Below are 19,210 nucleotides of genomic sequence, written 5' to 3'. Positions count from 1 at the left end.
GTGTCGCCGCTCACTGCGGCGTGGGCGGCGGTTTCCCTCCCTGTGAAAGCCCCGGCCGAAGGAACCGGACGACGCAGCGTGACGTCCGGCGCAGGACGGCCGGCCTACGGAAGGTCCTTGCGCATCAGCGTGCACACGGTCTCGTACCGGCGCGGAGATCCGTCCGGCGTCTCCACGTCCCAGGCGTCCGGCCGGCTGCCGTAGGCCACGTAACCCAGGCGCTCGTACAGTCTCCGGGCGCGGGGGTTGTTCTCCTCCACTGCCAGCTCCGCACGCCGCAGGCCGCGTGACCTGATGCGGCCCTCAGCCGCGTGTATGAGCAAGGTGCCCAGGCCGCACGACTGGAGGGCCGGGAGCACTCCGAGCTGCCACAGCGTGCCTGCGCCGGCCTCGGCCTGATAGTCGACGCCGCCGATCGCCACCGGAGGACCGGCCGGGGTGCAGACCGCGAGGTAGTCCACCTCCCCGGCCGCCGCGCGCTCCAACTCGTGTGCCACGTGCACCAGATGGGTGGGGGACCCCGACCAGGTGCAGGCGGGCAGGTCGGCGGGCGTCAGATCACGGACGAGGACCGGGACGACCACCTGGGCCGCACCGGCCGGCAAGGGACTCATGCGCCCATCCCACCAGTACGACGCCGATACGCACAGTGGATTTCGGCGCCGGGCACGCGCTCCGCGCGGCACGCGCCGCGGTACAGCGGCACGTGCCCCTGCGTACCGGCCGAAGGCGCGGGCCGGCCTTGCGTCATAGTTCTGATCACGGGCCCGCATCGGCCCGACCCCCGTGGGCGGTCAGCCCATTCCCCCCTGCGAGGTGCCCGTGATCGACCGTCCGCAACCGGCCGCTGCGTTCGAGATCCGCGCTGCGGACACGGACGACAGCACTGAGGTCGACCGGCTCTACGACATCTGCGTACGCACGGCGGCGGGAGGCGAGGACGCCACGGAGATGTTCGATGACCCCCGTCTGCCGGGGGAAATCTTCGTCGGCCCCTACCTGCGGTACGCACCCGATCTGGCGTGGGTTCTCGCACGGCCGGGCCGGCCTGCCTCCGGTTACGTACTCGGCGTCGCCGACACCGTCTCGTTCGAGCGGACCCTGGACCGGGAGTGGTGGCCCGCCCTCCGGGACCGGTACGACGGCGGAGCTGTCCGTGAGGGTACGGCGGATGCCCGGTCCTGGGAGTGGATCAACCATCCCCGGACCGCCCCTGCCGAACTGGCTTCCTCCTATCCGGCCCATCTGCACATCGATCTTCTGCCCGAGGCTCAGGGCGGTGGCAACGGATCCCGTCTGATCCGGACCCTGCTCGATACGTTGCGCGCGCAAGGCGTCCGCGGCATCCACCTGGGAGTGGGCAGGGCGAACACCCGCGCCATCGGGTTCTACCGCCACCTGGGCTTCGAGCAACTCGCCGACGACCCCGGCTCACTCACGATGGGAATGCGCCTGCGTGACTGACCCCTCCCTGCCCCCGGGGCCGGCCCGCTCAAGCTCCGGTCCGCCTGTTCAGGGCACTTGAGCGATCTCGCTGTCACCGAGGTCGGTCCACGTCGCCACAAGGGCGCGCAGGTCCGGGAAGCGGGGGCCGGGCACCATCTCCCGGGTTGTCTCACCGTTGAGCCAGCACACTTGCTCAGGGCCGCCGTCGCCGGTGTCGAACAGACAGCAGACTCCGCCACTGGCAGCCGTGAGGCCGGTGAACGCCCTCCTGACGTTGGCCGACCGTGCGAACAAGCGGCTCATCCCGGATGTCGCTGCCCAGAACTCGACCGACGCGTAATCAGGGTGCAGCAAGGACTCGAACCGGACCGTCGCGTAGACGTACCCGACCTGGAGACGCCCGTCCGCCTCGGGTTCGTGGCCGCCCGTCTCCGCGTACCCGCGCAGTGCGTCATCGACGTCGAACATGAGGGAGGTGTCGAGCTCGAACGTACTGCCATCGGCGCAGTCGACCGGCTCGCTCTCGAAGTGGGACGTGAACGGGAGCACGAGCCGGTCACCGCCGGGCAGGATGAGGTCGAGCGGCGGCACACGAGGGGCCGGTGGCGCCAGCCCGGCCAGATTGGTCAGCGCCCTGGCGACGTCCCGGGGACGCAGGTAGATGTCGTAACCGTAGGTCAGCCCCATGTCTCCCCTCCGACGGGCCGGACCGCAGCTTCTCACCGCACGGGAAAACCGAAGGAATACCCCTGCTGCTTCAGCCAGGGCAGCACCTCGCGCAGAGCCGCGACGGTCTGGGAACGGTCCCCTCCCGCGTCGTGGAAGAGGACGGTCGGGCCGTTGGAGATCTCCCTCTTCACGGTGGCGACCATCGTGTCCGCGCCGGGAAGCTCGAAGTCCTTGGAATCGACGTTCCAGCCCAGCGGCCGCATGCCCCGGGACGCGGCGAGCTGCCGGCTGTACGGGGTGAAAGCGCCGCCCGGGGCCCGGTAGTACTGCGGTCGTACGCCACCGGAGGCCTCGGTGATCATGCGTTCGGCATCGAGGATCTGCTGCGACTGGAACGCCTCGGACTGTGTGTCCATGGTGGTGTCGTGCGCGACCGTGTGGTCGCACAGCCGGTGCCCGGCCGCCACGACCTTCTTGACCAGGTCCGGGTACGCCTTGGCCTGCGTGCCCACCATGCAGAAGGTGGCCTTCACGCCGTTGTCCTCCAGCAGTTGCAGCACCTGCGGCGTCCATACCGGGTCCGGTCCGTCGTCGATGGTGATGTTGACGCCGCGGGCACCGCGGTCGGAGGCGTGCGCGATGTCGGCCGCCACCTTGCTGACCGGCGCCGGTGCATGGGCCTGCGGCTTCCGCGCCGCGACGGGGTCGGCCTGCGCGGTCCACACCGAGGCGGCGGCTGCCACCACCGTCACCCCGAGCCCTGCGGCGAGGAGTCGGCTGTGCCATCCCTTTCCCTTGTGCCTTGCCATGTCCGCCCGCCCCTTTGCCGCTTCCGCCCGATGCCGTGCCCCCATCAAGTCACACGAACGCCCTGATCAGGCGCCTCTGTTACCGATCGCTGACGAACCCGCAGGGGGCCGGCGACAATCGCGGGGGTTCCGCGACAGAGGAAGAGCCCGTCAGCGAACTGACGGGCTCTCACGGAAGGCCGGGGCTCGACCTGCCGTCAGGTCAGATCGTCGGCGTCTCGTCGACGATCTCCTTGTGCGGTTCGACGATGAACCTCCAGCCGTCGCTGGGCTCCAGGAACCTCACCCGGGTCGGGTAGATGTCCAGGGCACGGCGGTCGCGGTTCTGGGTGTTCGCACTCTTCCGCCCCCGGGCCGGCTCCTCGTACAGGTCGACCTTGACGTCCGGCACGGCGACGGTTTCCTCGCTCCAGCGCTGCACGACGCCCGCACCGAAAGCGTCCCGCGCGGCGGAGTAGAGCGATTCCAGGGAATCCTTGTTCCCGGCAGGTACGAAAAGGGCGAGATTCAGGAGCACGCCTGCACTCTGGAGAACCTCGATCTCCTCCCCCGTCTTGTCGGCGACCCAGATACCGCTCTCCTCGGCATTGTCCGGGAGAACATGAACCTCCTCACCGAAGACGGTCCTCACGGCGAAGGACCCCCCTTCGAAATTCTTTCCCGGCTCCGTGAGGAAAGCCGGTGCGTAGCAGTCGAGAGGAAGGCCGTCCGTCCCCGCCGAGACGAAGATGCCGTCCTGGAGGCCCAGTTCGGAGACCTCTGCGGCCGTAAGACGTCGAGCCGTGACCTTCTCGGTGTTCACGCCATTCCCCTTTTTTCGCGGCGTCCTGTAAATTCATTAGGACTATACCATGAAATCGACGGGCAATTCCTCCGAGCGGCCTGGCAGGCGCGTGAGTGCGACGGAGAAATATTTTCGCATCGCAGGCAAAACGCAGCCACTTGCGATAAATGCGACGCGAGGGCGATTCGAACTCCGTCAGGGGTTTCTCTGAATTGACTCAGCTGCCGAGTGAATTGCGACTGCCACAGACGAACGCCGGCATCGGCACGGCGTGCTCGGCGGCGAAGCACCCGAACGCCCGAGAGCAAAAGACAGAGACACAGAAGGAGAACGTCATGGCACGCTCGTCCGGCTCCATCGCCCGTGAGGGGCGGCACAGCCCCCTGACCGAGCCCCGGCGCCCGGTGGTACCTCGACGGGCCGGCCGCCGCAGCCGCCGCTCCTGGTCCGGGTGTTCGCCTCCCGGGCCAGGCGGTGGTCGCGCACAGTGGTCCGTATGACGACTCCCGCGGAGCTGTTCCGCTCCTTCGCCCGGACCCGCGCCTCGCTCGACGGTGAGGAGGTCACGTACTGGTGGTCCGGAGACGTGTACTCCTGGGCTCCTGACGAGCCCTACCAGCGCGTCTTCGGCTTCGAAGGTCTCAACGTCTCCCGCCTGGTCGAGGACGCCGAGGGCGGCCCGGACGCGTACCGCCTGCTCACGCGTGAGGCCGCCTTCTACCTGGATCCCGCCACTCGCGAGATCCTGGAGACCTGGCAGGACCTGCCGGTGGTGCACGTCTGGAACGACCCCGCGAACCAGAAGTGGCGCCCCTTCCCGGTCCCGACGACCGAACTCGGCGGACAGGTCTGCTTCAGCCTCGAGATTCCGCTCGCCTACCCCTCGCCGCTGCCGGTCGCCCGGTATCCCGCCCACTCGGCGGGCGACACGTACAAGGCCCTGGAGCTCTTCCAGTTCTTCGCCGACCGCGCCGACCTGGCCGGCCCGGGGCCGAGTGTCCCGGCCACCATGTCGTGGAGCCGGATGTCCCCGTGGCTCCCGTGGATGGCCCGCGGGCAGCGGCCCGGCGGCCTCACCTTCCACTGCCGGGGCCGCAAGCTCGGCTCGTACGCCGAGGTTCCCGAGCGGACCCGCGCCTACGTCGCCGGCCACCATCCGGAGTTCGCCCACGCCCCGGAGGAGTGGAGCGAGCCGAACGAGACCAGCTGGACGTACTTCCGCAAGCTCAACCCGCCGGAGTAGCCGACAGGGTGGCGGACACGGTGCGCACATGCCCGCGTGTGACCTCGTGGAGCACCAGCGGATGCCACCAGGCCGTCCTAACGAGGTTCCCTTTCGGAACCGCCCTCCGCGGCCTCGGCGTAACGCGCGGCGAGTTCGGCGAACGCGCGGGTGAGCTGCGGAGGGCCGACGACCTGGATGCCCGTCCCGAAGTGGCCGATGGTGGTGGCGAGGCCGGTCCACGACCAGGAGCCGAGGGTGAGGCGGCAGCGGTCGGGGCCGAGTTCCTCCACGATCCCGTCCCGCGCGAAGGGCGCCACGGCCTGCGCGGGGAGGCCCAGGACGACCTCCCCGCGGCAGGGCCAGTCGGTGGTGGAGCCGTCGGTCCCCCGGAACCGGCCGGTGACGAACGCGGCTACGTCGCCCCCGGGGAGGTCGCGCGGGGTGAAGCGCGGGCCGGTGGGGGTGCGGGGGCGGACGCGGTCGACGCGGAAGGTGCGCCAGTCGTCACGGCCGAGATCCCACGCGATCAGATACCAGTGGCCGCGCCAGGTGACGAGGTGGTGGGGCTGGGTCCGGCGGGGCCGGCCGGGGGCGTCGTTCCCGTAGTCGAAGCGCAGCTCCTCGCGGGCGTGGATGGCGCGTCCCAGTTCCACGAGAAGCTCAGGGCCGGCCGGGGAGGTCTCCCCGGCGCCCGGCGGCTGGACAGCGGTGACCCGCAGCATGTCGATGCGCCGGCGCAGGCGCGGCGGCATGACCTGACGGACGGTGGCCAGGGCCCGTGCGGCGTCCTCCCCGATCGTGCCGTCGGTGGCCGCGGACTGCAGGGCGAGGGCCAGGGCGACGGCCTGGCCGTCGTCGAACAGCAGCGGGGGCAGTTGCGAGCCGGCGTCCAGGCGGTAACCGCCGGTGGGTCCCTTGAATGCGCGGACCGGATAGCCCAGCTCCCGCAGGCGGTCGATGTCGCGGCGCACCGTGCGCGGGGTGATGCCGAGCCGGCCGGCGAGATCGTCACCGGACCAGTCGCGGTGCGTCTGGAGCAGCGAGAGCAGTGCGAGCAGCCGGGAGGACGTCTTCTGCATGCTCACCATCCTCCCTGAGTACAGGACACAACCTGTCCGCTACCCGTGGAATGGTCGGAAACAAGATCAGCCGCAACGGCAAGGAGAAGGCCATGTCCGTCACGACCACCACTCATCTCAACTTCCGGGGCGACGCGAAGGCGGCGCTGGACCACTACCGGTCCGTCTTCGGCGGGCGCGTCACCACCGTCACGTACAAGGACCTGGGCGACGTGCGCGACGAGGACGAGGCGGACCAGGTCGTCTGGGGCGAGGTGACGGGCGACAACGGCTTCCACGTCATGGCCTACGACGTGCCGTCCCACCTGCCCTGGGACCAGGGCAGCAACCCCTACTTCGTCTCCGTCCGCGGTGACGACACGGGCGAGATCAGCGCCCTCTGGCAGAAGCTGGCGGAGGGCTCGACGGTGGTTCAGCCCCTGGAGCCCTCGCAGTGGGCGCCGCTGTACGGCATGCTCACCGACCGCTTCGGTGTGACCTGGGTCCTGGACGTCGCCGCCCCGTACAACGGCTGAGTCACGGCCCGTGACCGTCCTCGGCCCCCGCGCTCTCAACCGCGCCACCCTCGCCCGCCAGTACCTGCTGGAGCGCGCCACCACCACGGTCCCGGAGGCGGTGGCGCACCTGGCGGGCCTCCAGGCCCAGGAGCCGCAGGAGCCCTTCACCGGCCTGTGGACGAGGCTGCGCGCCTTCACACCCGACCGGCTGGACAAGGCGCTGAGGGAGCGGCACGTCGTACGCACCCACCTGATGCGTCGCACCGTCCACCTGGTCACCGGCGACGACGCCCTCGCCTGGCGGTCCCGCCACGACGCCATGCTGCTCCAGCGGGTGATGGGCACCTACCGGCGCGAACTCGCCGGCATCGACCCCGGGGAAGTCGCCGCGGCCGGCCGGGCGGTCATGGCCGACGGCCGGCCCCGCACCATGGCCGAGCTCGTCCAGGCGCTCCAGGACCGCTGGCCCGGCCCGCCGCGCCGTGCCCTGGGCGAGCTCCTCGTGGCCGCTCTCGTCCCGATGGCGCAGCTTCCCCCGCGCGGTCTGTGGAAGACGACGGCAGGTGTGCGGAATCTGCCGCTGGCAGCATGGCTCGGACGTGTTCCCGCCCCGCTGCCCGACGACGCCGACGACCCGGTCGGACAGCGGCTGGTGCGTCGCTACCTCGCCGCCTACGGGCCCGCCGCCACGGCGGACATCCGCTCCTGGAGCGGTCTGGCCGGTCTCCCCGCGGCGGTCGAAGCCCTCCGGGACGAGCTGGTCACCTTCCGGGACGAACGCGGCCGGCTGCTCCTCGACCTGCCCGACGCACCGCGGCCGCCGCCGGACACACCCGCCCCTGTCCGGTTCCTCCCGGCCTTCGACAACGCGATCCTCGGCTACAGCGACCGCAGCCGCATCATCGACGACGCCGACCTCGGCCTGTCCGTCGCGGGCGAACGCGCGGTGCTGGTCGACGGCCGCGTCGCCGCCACCTGGACCACGCAGGACCGGCAACTGCGCGTCACGCCCCTGCGGCCCCTTTCTCCCCGGGAGCGGGGAGAGGTCGAGGAGGAAGGCCATGGGCTGGCCGGCTTCCTCGACGAGGGCATCGACCGCGTCGCGGTCACACCCGGCTGAACCGCCGTCCGCGACAGGGGCGGCGCCGGCCCGAGGAGGCCGGCCTCACCGTGCCGGGTCCAGCCAGGGCCTGCGGCCGGGGCCCGTCGGGTGGGTGCCCGTGACCCCCATGACGACCGAGTAGAGGCTGGTCTCCGCGGTGATGAAGAGACGGTTGCGCTTGGCGCCTCCCCAGGCGATGTTGGCCACCGCCTCGGGGACGACGAGCCGTCCGATCAGCGTGCCGTCCGGGTCGTAGCAGTGCACCCCGTCGTCCATGGCTGCCACCCAGAGCCGGCCGCCGTCGTCGAAGCGGAGGTTGTCGAAGCGGGCGGCCTCCCTGGCTCCGGCCTCGGCGAAGATCTCACCGTCCGACAGCGTGCCGTCGTCCCGTACGTCGAAGACCCGGACGAAGCCCGCGCGGGTGTCGGAGACGAACAGCTGCCGCTCGTCCGCCGAGAAGACGAGCCCGTTCGGCGCTCCGAAGCAGTCGGCGACCAGGCGCACCTCACCGGTGGACGGATCGACGCGGTAGACGTTGTTCGAGCCGATCTCGCTCTCCGCGCGATAGCCCTCGTAGTCGCTGGTGATGCCGAAGTCCGGGTCGGAGAACCAGATCGAGCCGTCGGACTTCACGGTGGCGTCGTTGGGACTGTTCAGGCGCCTGCCCTGCCAGCGGTCCGCGAGCACGGTCACCGTGCCGTCGTGCTCGGTCCGCGTCACCCGCCGGTTGCCCTGCTCGCAGGTGACGAGCCGCCCCTCGCGGTCGAGCGTGTTGCCGTTCGTGTGCCCCGCCGTACGGCGGAAGACGCTCACGGCGCCCGTCTCCTCCTCCCAGCGCAGCAGCCGGTCGTTCGGGATGTCGCTCCAGACCAGATGGCGCCAGGCGGGCACGTACACCGGGCCTTCGGCCCACCGGCAGCCGGTGTACAGGACTTCCAGGCCGTCGTCGCCGTTCATGCACCGCCCCGCGCGGAACCGGTCGTCGAAGCTTTCGTACAGCCCGGGGTGCTCGCTCGCCATGGACATCCATCCCTTCACCCGACGCCGAACGCTTCGGCTCTGCCGAAGACTGCTGGACGGCCGGGCCGGAGATCAAGGGGAGACCTTCGCCACATCGTGCCCGGTCGGGGGATGCGGAGGCTGTGGTCGCCTGTTGGCGAGGGGTGGACCCGCCCCCCACCCTTCGAACAGGACACGCAGTGACAGACGAGAATGCCCGCCGTGCAGCAGCCGCCCTCTCCCGCCCGTTCACGGTCCGCGGACTGACTTCGCGCAACCGGATCGCCATGGCGCCCATGACCCGGGAGTTCTCGCCGAACGGCGTGCCGGGCCAGGACGTGGCGGACTACTACGCCCGCCGCGCCGCCGGGGGTGTGGGGCTGATCATCACCGAGGGCACCTACGTCGGCCACGCCTCCGCCGGCACCAGCGGCCGGATTCCGCTGTTCCACGGCGAGGACGCGTTCGCCGGCTGGGCGGGTGTCGTGGACTCCGTGCACCGCGAGGGGGGCGCGATCATCCCGCAGCTCTGGCACGTGGGCGTCACCCGGGCCGAGGGTGCCCCGCCGGTGGCGGAGGCGGAGCCGGTCGGTCCGTCGGGCGTGTCCCTGGCCGGCGAGCCGAAGGGGCGCGCCATGACGCAGAAGGACCTCGACGACGTCATCGCCGCGTTCGCCGACGCGGCGGCGAGCGCGGAGCGCCTCGGCTTCGACGGCGTCGAGCTGCACGGAGCGCACGGCTATCTGATCGACCAGTTCCTCTGGGAGGGCAGCAACCGCCGCACCGACGCGTACGGCGGGGACATCGTCGCGCGCACCCGTTTCGCGGCGGAGATCGTGGCGGCGTGCCGCGCGGCCGTGTCCGACTCCTTCCCCCTCTTCTTCCGCATGTCCCAGTGGAAGATGGGCGCGTACGAGGCGAAGCTCGCCCGGACGCCCGGGGAACTGGACACCATCCTGACGCCGTTGGCCGAGGCCGGTGTCGACGTCTTCCACGCCTCCACCCGCCGCTACTGGCTGCCGGAGTTCGACGACTCCGACCTGAACCTCGCCGGATGGGTGAAGAAGATCAGCGGCAGGCCGACGGTCACCGTCGGCTCGGTCGGCCTGGACGATGACTTCTTCAGCGCCTTCCAGGGCAACAGCTCCTCGGTCACCGGCATCGATCAGCTGCTGGACCGGCTGGAGCGCGACGAGTTCGACATGGTCGCCGTCGGACGTGCGCTGATCGCCGACCCCGAGTGGGCCGCGAAGACCCTGCGGGGAAGTACGCAGGACATCACGCCGTTCGGGGCGGAGATGCTGAAGACCCTGCGCTGACCGGCCTGGCGCGGTGCTCCCCCGCCGGTGTGGCGGGGGAGCACGGATCTCAGCGCAGGAGGCGCAGCGGCACGGCCCCGGCCATCGCCTCGGCCCCGGCGTCGTTGGGGTGGAGGCCGTCGCCGCTGTCGTAGCGTGCGAGGAGGCGCTGTGGGTCGGAGGGGTCGCGGAGTGCCTTGTCGAAGTCGATCACCGCGTCGTACTCCCCGCCGGTGCGGATCCAGCGGTTGAGGCTCTGTCGGGCGGCCTCGTTCTCCGGGCTGTAGAAGCCCAGGGTGTCGCCCTTGAAGGGCAGGACCGTGCCTCCATAGGCCTTCAGTCCCCGGTCGTGGGCGCGGGCGATGATCTGGCGGTGGGCCTCGATGAGCTCGGCCGCCGTGACCCGTTCCGACTCGGGGGCGACGGTGCCGGGGTGGCCGAGGTCGTTCACGCCGAGGAGCACGATCAGGTGCTCGGCGCCAGGCTGGGACGCGACGTCGCGGTCGAAGCGGCGCAGGGCGCTCTGGCCGAAGTACGCCGCGAAGTCCTCCGCGTCGGACCCGGCGGGCGGATTCGGGTCGTGCAGGAGCCGGTTGCCGCCGATGCCCTCGTTGAGTACGCCCATGGTGTCCGGCCCGGCGGAGGCGCGCAGCCGGCCGGCGAGGAAGTCGGGCCAGCGGTGGTTGGCGCCGACGTCGGTGTCGGAGCCGTCGGTGATGGAGTCGCCGAACGCGACCACGGCGGAGGAGGGCCGGCCGGTGGTCACGCTCACACCGGTCAGGAAGTACCAGCGGTCGACGGTCGCGGTCGGCTCGATGCCGGCACGGCCGGTGACGTTCCCGGCGGCCACGTGATTGTGCTGGAAGGCGGACGCGTGGAGGGTCGAGCCGCGGGTGGGCCCGGGCAGGTGGATGCTCACCACGAGGTCGCTCCCCGCGGGCACCCGCAGGGAGACCGGGTCGCTGAGGAGCGGGGCGCCCGCGGGGACGGTCACCGAGGTACGCCCGCCGAAGGTGAGCGGCCGGTCGGTGCGGGGGTCGATGCGGTAGGAGGGCCCGCCGGCCGCCGGGCGGGCCACACGGGCCTCGCCGATGACCAGGGGCACGCTGCCGAACTCGTTCGACAGCCGTACGCGGACCTGGTCGCCGCCGATGCTGGTGTGGACGGTCTGGCGGATCGTCTCGTTCTCGAACTTCGTGGTGTCCGATACCGGGGCGGCCGTGGGCCCGGCGGCCCATGTACCGGTCCAGGGCCGGGGGTCGGGGCCGGCCGGTGCGGACTCGGCGGACATGGCGGGTGCGGCCGCCGCCAGGAGCAGCGCTCCGGTGAGCACGGCGAGCAGGCGGTGGCGGGCGGCCCGTCGGGCCCGTAAGCCGACGGGGCGGGCGGTCTCCGGGAGTCCTGCGGGGTGCGGTCTCATGAGGCGTGTCTCCTGGGCTGGGGCGACGGGATAGGGGCGGCCTCCTGCCCGGAGGGGCCCGGGGGGCACCTCCGGACCTGGGGCCCGGCGCAATGCCACTCCCCGTCCCGTGGTCACCCACCGGGACCGAATGGTTTCGAGCGGCTTGCGATCGGGCGAGCAGACGGTATGGACGCCCGCAGCCTCGCGTCAAGAGGGCCCCCACCGCCTCGCACGGGCCTCCGCGCCGTAATTCCGGCCCGCCCGGACCGGGTCCGGTGTACAGTTTTTGAGTCCTGTCGTCTCCGATAGAGGTGGACGTTGCGCATCTGAGGTCCGCGATCATCGCGCGGTACGGCCCCTGCCGTAGCCCGTCACGCCTTGCCGGCTTTCTGCCGCCCCGTGACCCACCGCGTGGATGCGACCTCGGTGCAGGATCCGTCCCCCGTATGCCCGGAGGACCGCACCCCCCTTTCCCGGCCGGTCGCCGCGTGGTGCTCGCACACGAAGCCCCTGTTCACACGCTTGCGACTGCGAGGACCACATGTCCCACCCCACTACGCCCGCCGTCTCCCTCAGCTGCTCCGCTCTCTCCTTCCGGTGGCCGGACGGCACGGAGGTCTTCGACGAGCTGTCCCTCGGCGTCCCCCGGGGCCGCACCGGGCTCGTCGGGACCAACGGCTCCGGTAAGTCCACCCTGCTGCGGCTGCTGGCGGGCCGGCTGAAGCCCTCCGCCGGCTCGGTGACCGTCGGCGGGCGCCTCGCCTACCTGCCGCAGAATCTCACCCTCGACACGGGCGTCCGTGTCGAGGACGCGCTGGGCGTCACCGAGCGGCGTACGGCGCTGCGCGCGATCGAGTCCGGTGACGTCGCCGAGAAGCACTTCGAGACCGTCGGCGACGACTGGGACGTCGAGGAGCGGGCCCTGGCGACCCTGGGGTCTCTCGGCCTCGGCGACATCGGACTCGACCGCACCGTGGGGCAGCTGTCCGGCGGCGAGACCGTGCTGCTCCGGCTGGCCGCGCTCCTGCTGGAACGCCCCGACGTCCTGCTGCTCGACGAGCCGACCAACAACCTCGACGTGTTCGCGCGGCATCGGCTGTACGACGCCGTCGAGTCCTGGCGCTCCGGAGTGCTCCTCGTGGTCAGCCACGACCGTGACCTGCTGGAACGCGTGGACCGCATCGCCGATCTGCGGGCCGGTGAGGTGAGCTGGTACGGCGGCGGCTGGTCCGCCTACGAGGAGGCGCTGGCCACCCAGCAGGAGGCGGCCGGGCGCATGGTGCGGGCCGCCGAGTCCGACGTACGCCGTCAGAAGCGCGAGCTGGAGGAGGCCCGGACCAAGGTCGCCCGCCGCCAGCGGCACAACAAGAAGATGGACGCCCAGCGGCGCGCTCCCCGGATCGTCGCCGGTGCGCACAAGAGGTCGTCCCAGGAGGCGGCGGGCAAGCTCAGCGGTCTGCACGAGGACCGGCTCCAGGAGGCGCGGGAGCGGCTCGACACGGCGGCGGAGGCGGTCCGGGAGGACGCCGAGATCCGGGTGCGGCTCCCGCACACCGCCGTCCCCACGGGCCGTACGGTCCTGAGCGCCCAGGGCCTGCGCCCCCGCTTCGGCGCCCTGCGCGACGGTGAACTCCACGTCCGGGGGCCGGAACGCATCGCGCTCATCGGGCGTAACGGGGCGGGCAAGACGACACTGCTGCGCACCCTCACCGGGGAGCTGACGCCGGAGGCCGGCGAGGCCAGGGCGCATGTGCCGCTGCGTTTCCTCCCCCAGCGGCTCGACGTGCTGGACGACGGGCTGAGCGTCGCCGCGAACGTGGCCCGCGCGGCGCCCGGGACCACCGACAACGAGATCCGCTCCCAGCTCGCCCGCTTCCTGTTCAAGGGGGCACGCGCCGAGCAGCCGGCGGGCACCCTCTCCGGCGGCGAGCGTTTCCGCGCGGCCCTCGCGGCGACGATGCTCGCCACACCCGCCCCGCAGTTGCTGGTGCTGGACGAGCCGACCAACAACCTGGACCTGGCGAGCGTGCGGCAGCTGACGAGTGCCCTGGAGTCCTACGAGGGCGCGCTGATGATCGCGGGCCACGATCTGGCCTTCCTGGATTCGGTCGGAATCACCCGCTGGCTGCTCGTGGGCGAGGAGCTCACCGAGCTGAGCGCCGAGGAGGTGCGCGAGCTGCTCGGCGCACCCGACGCGACCGGGTGACCGGTGGTGTACTGGAAGGGTGCGGACCGCGCTCCCGGGCCCGCCCCAGGCAGCACCGGCTACTGATCCGGATCCCGTCATGCACCGTCCTCAAGAATTCCGGTTCCGAGGCGTCTCCCGGGCCCTCGCGGGCGCGGCCGTCGCCTTGGCGGCGGCCGGAGGACCGGCGGTGGCCGCCGTCGGCCCTCCCCCGGCCGCCGCGGTGGCACCGGCCACCGCGGACCCGTCGGCCGATGCCCCGGCCGACAGGACCGACCCGCGTACGGCGACCGCCGAGCTCACCGTCCCGGCGATCGGGCTGACGGAGCTGCGCGTGGTCCCGTACGAGGGGACGACGGACGACGGGCCGGGGACGCGTGTCCAGGACCGCGGTGTGGCCGCCAGCCCGTACGGCGAGGCGGGCGGCGTCGGGCCCGGTGAGACCGGGAACTACCTCGTGACGGCCCACCGGCTCTCCGCAGGGGGCCCGTTCCGCGAGCTGCCGTCGCTGGAGAAGGACGACAAGGTCCTGGTCAGGGAGGGCTCCACGATGTACGAGTACCGGATCACGGAGACCAGGGAGACGTCCTTCAGGTCCGAGCGCTCGCTGGCCGAACAGCGGGCCGAGGTGCCGGGCGAACCGGGCGAGAGGCCGGCCCGGGCGATGATCACCCTGTCCACCTGCGCGACCCCGGAGGACGACGCGGCCGGGAACTTCTGGCGCGACGCCCACCACAATCCGGAGCACCGCATCGACAAGATCGGCGTACTGGTCTCCTCCCGGCCCGCGTGAACCGGAGCCCGGCCCGGGTGACCCACCCGGGTGACCCGGAGACCGGCACGCGTGACCCGGAGACCGGCATGCGTGAACCGAGTCCGTGTGGACCGGGTCCTCACCAGCCGCCGGGCGTGTCATCGGGCAGCTCCAGCCACCGTGCCGTCCCCGGCTCGATGACGTAGGAGCTGCCGTCCACCCTCACCCGGACCCCCGGCCGCTCCGAGTCCGGTACGGCGATCCGGATGCGCTCGGCGCGGATGCGCAGGTCCACGTCCCAGTGCCGGCGGAAGCGTAGCCGCATCCGGAACTTGGAGAGCTGGGGCAGCGTGGCCGGTGCGAGCCACAGGGCGTCCTCCCGGGTGTCCAGGCCCGTCATGCCGCGCTGGACGAAGTCGAGGGTGCCGGCCATCGCGCCCAGGTGGATACCCTCCTCCGTCGTGCCGCCCTGGATGTCGGCCACGTCGCCGATCAGCGCCTCCTCGCAGTACGCCCAGGCGTCGTCGCGGTGGACGCGCGCCAGCACCCAGGCGTGGACGAGGGAGCTGAGGGTGGAGCCGTGGCTCGTACGGCCCACGTAGTAGTCGACGGTGGTGCGCCAGCTCTCGTCGTCGAGCTCGTGTCCGAGCCGTCCGAACAGCTCGACGAGTTCTTTGGGCGAGAAGAGGTAGCCGAGCATCAGTACGTCGGCCTGCTTGGACGCCTGGTAGCGGTTGACGGTGTCACCCTCCGCCTCCAGGATGCGGTCGAGCCGCCGGATGTCCCCGTACCGCTGCCGGTAGCCGGCCCAGTCCAGCTCCTCCAGGTCCCCGTAGCCGGCGAACTGGCTGATGACGCCCCGGTGGTGGGGCACGTACAGCCGCCGGGAGATGTCGTCCCAGCGTTCCAGGTCCGCCGGGTCGAGACGGATCAGCTCGAGGAGCTGCCGGCACCGGCTCCGGGGCAGCATGCGGCAGAGCTCACCGGCCCGTGCCAGCACCCAGGCCGCGGTCACGTTCGTGTACGTGTTGTCGTCGAGCCCCGCGGTCCCGGAATCCGGATAGGCGTCGTGGTACTCGTCGGGGCCGACGACCCCCCGGATGCGGTACCTCGCGAGGGCGTCGTCCCACTCGGCGCTGTCCGCCCAGAAGCGGGCGATCTGCATCAGCATCTCGGCGCCCTTGGAGTAGAGGTACTCCGTGTCGCCGGTGGCCTGGCAGTACTGCCACACGTTGTACGCCACCGCCGAGCCGACATGGTGCTGCAGGCGCGAACGGTCGGGCAGCCAGCGTCCCGAGCGGGGGTTGAGGTGGACCTCCTGGGTCTCCTCGCGCCCTTCGTCGGCGCTCTGCCACGGGTACATCGCCCCCGCCCTGCCCACCGCGCGCGCGGCGGCGCAGGCCGCGGGGAGGCGCCGGTGGCGGTAGTCGAGCAACCCCTTGGATACCTCCGGGAGATGAAGGTTCAGGAAGGGCAGGACGAAGAGCTCGTCCCAGAAGACGTGGCCCCGGTACGCCTCACCGTGCAGCCCTCTGGCCGGCACCCCGACGTCGAGCTCGGCGGTGTGCGGGGACAGCGTCTGGAGCACGTGGAAGAGGTGCAGCCGCAGGATGTGCCCGGGCTCGCCCGGCACCTCCAGATTCACCTGCTGCCACAGGTCCGCCCACGCCCGGCGGTGCGAGGCCCGCAGTCGTACGTACGCCGGGGCGTCGCCCACCGCGGACACGGCGGCCCGCAGCGGACTGCCGATGGCCGGGTCGCGGGAAGTGTAGAGGCCGACCGTCTTGTCGACGACGGCACCGGAGTCCGGGGCGAGCGGGAGGAGCAGCGTCTGGTGGACCGCGCGGGGCTGCTGTTCGGGTTCGGCCCGGTGGTCGCCGTCACGCTCCGGGCCGCAGGAGGCCACGGTGCGGGCGGCCAGGGCGATGCCGATGTCCGACTCCACCGTGCGGCAGCGCAGCCACACCATGGAGCCGGGCTCCGTGCCGGTCTCCCAGCCGGTGAGGTGGCGGTCGGCCAGGGCGCGGTAGCGCGCGACGCCGTTGTTGCGGATGTCGCCGTCGATCCCGGCCTCCACCTCCAGCCGGCCCGACCAGCCCTCGGCGGTGAACACCGTGTGCAGCGCGGCGAGATGGGGGTTGCCCATGTGCACCAGGCGTTCCTGCTCCACCGTCAGCCGGCGGCCGGCCGGGTCCTCGTACACCGAGCGGCGGGTCAGTGTCCCGCCCCGCAGGTCGAGCGCCTGGCGGTGCTCGACGAGGTGGGCGTGGTCGGGGGTCAGCCACGGGCCGGGGCGGGAGCCGGCGGGGCGGATGCGGTACCGCAGCGGCAGCCAGTTGGGGAGGTTGACCATGTCCTCGTTCTCGACCTGCCGCCCCTGGACGGAGGAGGTCAGCCGGTTGTAGCAGCCCGCGACGTACGTGCCCGGGTAGTGGGCCTCGCCCGCCGGGGTCTCGGGCGCGGCGCCGCGGGTGGCGAAGTAGCCGTTGCCGAGGGTGCACAGCGCCTCGCGCAGGCGTTCCTGCTCCGGGTCGTACTCCTCGTAGGCCCAGATCCAGCCGCGCGCCATCAGTCCTCCCCGTTGATCAGCAGGTCTCCCGGATCGGCGACCACGAGGTCCGCGCCGTGACGGCGCAGGCCGGCGGCCCCCTCCGGACTGTCCGTCCGGTCGACGCCGACGACGAGCCCGAAGCCGCCCCGCCGGCCCGCTTCCACCCCGGCCAGCGCGTCCTCCACGACGGCGGTGTCCCCGGGCGGGACGCCCAGGCGCCGTGCCGTCTCGGTGAACAGGGCGGGGTCCGGTTTGCCGGGCAGCTGGAGGCGGCGCGCCTCGTTGCCGTCGACGACCGCCGTGAACAGCTCCAGCAGGCCGGCCCCGGCGAGCAGCTCGGTCGCGTGACGGGAGGCGGACGCGGCGGCGAAGGGCACCCGCGCTTCGTGCAGCACGTGCAGGAGGCGGACCGTCCCCGGCCAGACCGCGATCGGGCGGTCGCGCAGGCGCAGGGTGAACGCCTCGTCCTTGCACGCGGCGACGGCCCACACGGTTTCGGTGCCCGGGGGGTCGTCCGGGCTGCCTTCCGGAAGGTCGATGCCTCGGGACGCGAGAAACGCGGCGGCGCCGTCCATGCGCGCCTTGCCGTCGACGTAGCGCCGGTAGTCGTCCGCCTCGTCGAAGGGCCGCTGGCCCTCGCGGGTGGCCAGACAGGCGTCGAACGCCTTCTTCCAGGCGGCGGCGTGCGCCGGAGCGGAGTCGGTGATCACGCCGTCGGTGTCGAAGACGACGGCGTGCACGGAGAGCAGGACTGCGGCCGGTGACGCTGCACGTGCCATGCCCGGTGGTCCCTTCGTCGAGGCGTCCCCGTTCCATGGCACCAGGTTCCGGCCCGTACCGCTCCTCGTGGCCTCCGGGACGGCCGCACCGGGACAGACCCCCGCGTCCACCCCCGAGCCCTTGTGCAAGCTTGGAGGCAACCGCGGGCAAAAAGTCGGAAAAGTTTCCTGTTGTCCCCTTCGGAGCTACCGTAAAAGCATGGCCAGAACCGAGCGTCAGACCGACCGGCAGGCGGAGTACGTGTGTCCGGCCTGCAAGCAGCCCGTCCCGACCGTGCTGGCGCGGCACAAAACCCTCGGCATCTACGTCCCCCACTGGGGCGCGGGGCCGTGTCAGAACCCCGCGTGTCACCGGTGCGAGGCGGAGGCCGGGGAGGCGTCCGCCTCCGCCCGGGGCGGCGCGGAATCCGTCAGGCGGTAGCCGGGCCCCGGATCAGGCCTTGGACCAGGTCTGGTTCGGGGCGCCGGAGCAGGGGAAGAGCACCGCTGGGGTGCCGTTCGCCGTGTCCGCCTGATAGATGTCCACGCACTTGCCCGCGGTCCTCGCGACCAGGTCCTGCGTGGAGTTGAGGTAGAACTGCTGGGCCGCGTTGCCGCTGCAGTGGGCGACCTGGATCGCCGTGAGGTCCTCCGTCGAGGCCCAGGCGACATCCATGCACATGCCCATGGAGCGTACGGTGCCGTCCGCCCTGAAGTCCCAGTGCTGGGCCGCTGATCCGTCGCACGTCCACAGCCTGAGCTGGGTGCCGTCCTTGCCGGTGCCCGCGCTCAGGCACTTGCCCGACTGGGCGCTGACCAGAGGGCGCCCGGGGTGGCGGGGCGCAGCCGCCTTCCCGGTGCCCGCAGCGGTCGTCGCCTTCCGCGAGGCGGTGGGCTTCGCCTTCGGCTTCGCGGGCGCGGTGGCCGCTCGGGGACCGGCGGAGGGCGGGGTCGCCTGCGCCCTCTTCACGGGCTTCCTCTCTTCCGGTTGCGCCGAGGAGGAGGCCGAAGGGGAGACCGTGGCGGAGGCGGAGGGGGACTCGGCGGTGAAGGCGCCGGGCAGGCCGGAGGGGTCGTCCCGGAGCACGGTGCCTGTCGTGGCCGAGGTGACGAGACCGGCCGCGGCGTCGTCCCGGCCGCCGTCGGAGGCCAGTGCGAAGGGCAACGCGATCAGGAGGGAGCCGACGATCGCGGCGGCGGCCAGCAGCGGCTTCTTCGGGCGCCCCGCGTGTGCCCCGTCGGCACCGGCGTCGGGTTCGTCGGGCGCGGGTGCAGTCGCCGTCGCCGTGACGGCCGGCGGGCCGCCTGTGGTCGCGGTCGCGGTCCCGGCCGGGTCTGCGGCCTCGCCCGTGGTCGCGGCCTCGCCCGTGGTCGGCCGGGAGCCGGTCGTCGCGCCCTCGCCCGTGGTCGGCCGGGAGCCGGTCGTCGTGACCGTGGTTTCCGGTGCCGTGCTCCCTTCCCGGTGCGGGGCGGCGGGTGATCGGAGCCCCTCGGGGAGGGCGGCGGGGCCGCGCCGGGCGGCAGGGGTCAGGGCGCCGCTGGGCGCTCCCGTCCCTGCCGGGAGCGCGACCGCCTGGCGGACGGCGGGCGGACCGGCCGCGGCTGCGGCCCCGGGGCCTTCGGGAGCCCGGGGAGCGGGCATCGGATCAACC

At 72.1% G+C, this 19,210-nt stretch carries 18 protein-coding genes; 8 read left to right on the top strand and 10 right to left on the bottom strand.

What is annotated here, in order from left to right:
- Nucleotides 1-104: 104 nt before the first annotated feature.
- On the bottom strand, nucleotides 105-614 hold the full coding sequence (locus ACZ32T_RS15630) for a GNAT family N-acetyltransferase (protein WP_467272138.1): 510 nt from the start codon (nucleotides 612-614) through the stop codon (nucleotides 105-107).
- 208 nt (nucleotides 615-822) lie between these two features.
- On the opposite strand from ACZ32T_RS15630, the gene ACZ32T_RS15625 reads away from it, so the two are divergent.
- The gene (locus ACZ32T_RS15625; RefSeq protein ID WP_467272136.1) at nucleotides 823-1,464 is read left to right on the top strand and encodes a GNAT family N-acetyltransferase; all 642 of its coding nucleotides are present in this window, start codon (nucleotides 823-825) and stop codon (nucleotides 1,462-1,464) included.
- A gap of 48 nt (nucleotides 1,465-1,512) precedes the next feature.
- On the opposite strand, the gene ACZ32T_RS15620 is transcribed toward ACZ32T_RS15625, so the two are convergent.
- The 3 genes from ACZ32T_RS15620 to ACZ32T_RS15610 form a co-directional block, all read right to left on the bottom strand.
- Entirely contained in the window at nucleotides 1,513-2,133 is a 621-nt protein-coding gene (locus ACZ32T_RS15620) for a hypothetical protein (RefSeq protein WP_467367286.1), read from the bottom strand.
- 32 nt (nucleotides 2,134-2,165) lie between these two features.
- Nucleotides 2,166-2,924, bottom strand: coding sequence for a polysaccharide deacetylase family protein (locus ACZ32T_RS15615; protein ID WP_467367284.1), 759 nt, complete (start codon nucleotides 2,922-2,924; stop codon nucleotides 2,166-2,168).
- A 202-nt stretch (nucleotides 2,925-3,126) separates the two neighbouring features.
- Nucleotides 3,127-3,726, bottom strand: coding sequence for a hypothetical protein (locus ACZ32T_RS15610; RefSeq protein WP_467272130.1), 600 nt, complete (start codon nucleotides 3,724-3,726; stop codon nucleotides 3,127-3,129).
- 478 nt (nucleotides 3,727-4,204) lie between these two features.
- On the opposite strand from ACZ32T_RS15610, the gene ACZ32T_RS15605 reads away from it, so the two are divergent.
- Nucleotides 4,205-4,951, top strand: coding sequence for a DUF1838 family protein (locus ACZ32T_RS15605; protein ID WP_467367282.1), 747 nt, complete (start codon nucleotides 4,205-4,207; stop codon nucleotides 4,949-4,951).
- 77 nt (nucleotides 4,952-5,028) lie between these two features.
- On the opposite strand, the gene ACZ32T_RS15600 is transcribed toward ACZ32T_RS15605, so the two are convergent.
- On the bottom strand, nucleotides 5,029-6,012 hold the full coding sequence (locus ACZ32T_RS15600; protein ID WP_467367280.1) for a helix-turn-helix transcriptional regulator: 984 nt from the start codon (nucleotides 6,010-6,012) through the stop codon (nucleotides 5,029-5,031).
- 92 nt (nucleotides 6,013-6,104) lie between these two features.
- On the opposite strand from ACZ32T_RS15600, the gene ACZ32T_RS15595 reads away from it, so the two are divergent.
- Nucleotides 6,105-6,527: a VOC family protein gene (locus tag ACZ32T_RS15595; protein WP_467272183.1), complete on the top strand. Its 423-nt coding sequence runs from the start codon at nucleotides 6,105-6,107 to the stop codon at nucleotides 6,525-6,527.
- Nucleotides 6,528-6,537: 10 nt separating this feature from the next.
- On the top strand, nucleotides 6,538-7,629 hold the full coding sequence (locus ACZ32T_RS15590; RefSeq protein WP_467367278.1) for a winged helix DNA-binding domain-containing protein: 1,092 nt from the start codon (nucleotides 6,538-6,540) through the stop codon (nucleotides 7,627-7,629).
- A 45-nt stretch (nucleotides 7,630-7,674) separates the two neighbouring features.
- Here ACZ32T_RS15590 and ACZ32T_RS15585 read toward each other — a convergent pair whose 3' ends face one another.
- A complete protein-coding gene (locus tag ACZ32T_RS15585) occupies nucleotides 7,675-8,631 on the bottom strand; it encodes an SMP-30/gluconolactonase/LRE family protein (protein ID WP_467272122.1) in 957 nt (318 codons plus the stop codon).
- Between the two features lie 179 nt (nucleotides 8,632-8,810).
- Between ACZ32T_RS15585 and ACZ32T_RS15580 the strand changes: the two genes are divergently transcribed.
- Entirely contained in the window at nucleotides 8,811-9,929 is a 1,119-nt protein-coding gene (locus tag ACZ32T_RS15580) for an NADH:flavin oxidoreductase (RefSeq protein WP_467272120.1), read from the top strand.
- Between the two features lie 49 nt (nucleotides 9,930-9,978).
- Here the strand turns inward: ACZ32T_RS15580 and ACZ32T_RS15575 are convergent, their stop codons facing one another.
- On the bottom strand, nucleotides 9,979-11,328 hold the full coding sequence (locus ACZ32T_RS15575) for an SGNH/GDSL hydrolase family protein (protein WP_467367276.1): 1,350 nt from the start codon (nucleotides 11,326-11,328) through the stop codon (nucleotides 9,979-9,981).
- Between the two features lie 523 nt (nucleotides 11,329-11,851).
- Between ACZ32T_RS15575 and ACZ32T_RS15570 the strand changes: the two genes are divergently transcribed.
- Together ACZ32T_RS15570 and ACZ32T_RS15565 are read left to right on the top strand one after the other, a co-directional pair.
- Nucleotides 11,852-13,516 (top strand): ABC-F family ATP-binding cassette domain-containing protein, encoded by a 1,665-nt coding sequence (locus ACZ32T_RS15570; protein WP_467367274.1) that lies wholly within the window; start codon nucleotides 11,852-11,854, stop codon nucleotides 13,514-13,516.
- 79 nt (nucleotides 13,517-13,595) lie between these two features.
- A complete protein-coding gene (locus ACZ32T_RS15565; RefSeq protein WP_467367272.1) occupies nucleotides 13,596-14,288 on the top strand; it encodes a class E sortase in 693 nt (230 codons plus the stop codon).
- A 100-nt stretch (nucleotides 14,289-14,388) separates the two neighbouring features.
- On the opposite strand, the gene ACZ32T_RS15560 is transcribed toward ACZ32T_RS15565, so the two are convergent.
- Together ACZ32T_RS15560 and ACZ32T_RS15555 are read right to left on the bottom strand one after the other, a co-directional pair.
- Nucleotides 14,389-16,818, bottom strand: coding sequence for a glycoside hydrolase family 65 protein (locus ACZ32T_RS15560; protein WP_467367270.1), 2,430 nt, complete (start codon nucleotides 16,816-16,818; stop codon nucleotides 14,389-14,391).
- Nucleotides 16,818-17,579, bottom strand: coding sequence for an HAD family hydrolase (locus ACZ32T_RS15555; protein ID WP_467272110.1), 762 nt, complete (start codon nucleotides 17,577-17,579; stop codon nucleotides 16,818-16,820). Before ACZ32T_RS15555 ends, ACZ32T_RS15560 begins: the two co-directional genes overlap by 1 nt.
- Nucleotides 17,580-17,778: 199 nt before the next feature.
- On the opposite strand from ACZ32T_RS15555, the gene ACZ32T_RS15550 reads away from it, so the two are divergent.
- Nucleotides 17,779-18,000 (top strand): hypothetical protein, encoded by a 222-nt coding sequence (locus tag ACZ32T_RS15550; RefSeq protein WP_467272108.1) that lies wholly within the window; start codon nucleotides 17,779-17,781, stop codon nucleotides 17,998-18,000.
- A 12-nt stretch (nucleotides 18,001-18,012) separates the two neighbouring features.
- Here ACZ32T_RS15550 and ACZ32T_RS15545 read toward each other — a convergent pair whose 3' ends face one another.
- Nucleotides 18,013-19,200 carry a ricin-type beta-trefoil lectin domain protein gene (locus tag ACZ32T_RS15545; protein WP_467367268.1) on the bottom strand — a complete coding sequence of 396 codons (1,188 nt, stop codon included), beginning with the start codon at nucleotides 19,198-19,200 and terminating at the stop codon, nucleotides 18,013-18,015.
- Nucleotides 19,201-19,210: the final 10 nt, after the last annotated feature.

The organism is Streptomyces sp. NPDC023573 (genome assembly GCF_055559735.1).
This window is presented reverse-complemented; position numbering and strand designations above follow the sequence as displayed.

What these genes read in the sequence shown, in the direction of transcription:
- ACZ32T_RS15630 (WP_467272138.1), bottom strand. Translation starts at nt 614, where the DNA reads ATGAGTCCCTTGCCGGCCGGTGCGGCCCAGGTGGTCGTCCCGGTCCTC.
- ACZ32T_RS15620 (WP_467367286.1), bottom strand. Translation starts at nt 2,133, where the DNA reads ATGGGGCTGACCTACGGTTACGACATCTACCTGCGTCCCCGGGACGTC.
- ACZ32T_RS15615 (WP_467367284.1), bottom strand. Translation starts at nt 2,924, where the DNA reads ATGGCAAGGCACAAGGGAAAGGGATGGCACAGCCGACTCCTCGCCGCA.
- ACZ32T_RS15605 (WP_467367282.1), top strand. Translation starts at nt 4,205, where the DNA reads ATGACGACTCCCGCGGAGCTGTTCCGCTCCTTCGCCCGGACCCGCGCC.
- ACZ32T_RS15600 (WP_467367280.1), bottom strand. Translation starts at nt 6,012, where the DNA reads ATGCAGAAGACGTCCTCCCGGCTGCTCGCACTGCTCTCGCTGCTCCAG.
- ACZ32T_RS15595 (WP_467272183.1), top strand. Translation starts at nt 6,105, where the DNA reads ATGTCCGTCACGACCACCACTCATCTCAACTTCCGGGGCGACGCGAAG.
- ACZ32T_RS15585 (WP_467272122.1), bottom strand. Translation starts at nt 8,631, where the DNA reads ATGGCGAGCGAGCACCCCGGGCTGTACGAAAGCTTCGACGACCGGTTC.
- ACZ32T_RS15575 (WP_467367276.1), bottom strand. Translation starts at nt 11,328, where the DNA reads ATGAGACCGCACCCCGCAGGACTCCCGGAGACCGCCCGCCCCGTCGGC.
- ACZ32T_RS15570 (WP_467367274.1), top strand. Translation starts at nt 11,852, where the DNA reads ATGTCCCACCCCACTACGCCCGCCGTCTCCCTCAGCTGCTCCGCTCTC.
- ACZ32T_RS15565 (WP_467367272.1), top strand. Translation starts at nt 13,596, where the DNA reads ATGCACCGTCCTCAAGAATTCCGGTTCCGAGGCGTCTCCCGGGCCCTC.
- ACZ32T_RS15560 (WP_467367270.1), bottom strand. Translation starts at nt 16,818, where the DNA reads ATGGCGCGCGGCTGGATCTGGGCCTACGAGGAGTACGACCCGGAGCAG.
- ACZ32T_RS15555 (WP_467272110.1), bottom strand. Translation starts at nt 17,579, where the DNA reads ATGGCACGTGCAGCGTCACCGGCCGCAGTCCTGCTCTCCGTGCACGCC.
- ACZ32T_RS15550 (WP_467272108.1), top strand. Translation starts at nt 17,779, where the DNA reads ATGGCCAGAACCGAGCGTCAGACCGACCGGCAGGCGGAGTACGTGTGT.
- ACZ32T_RS15545 (WP_467367268.1), bottom strand. Translation starts at nt 19,200, where the DNA reads ATGCCCGCTCCCCGGGCTCCCGAAGGCCCCGGGGCCGCAGCCGCGGCC.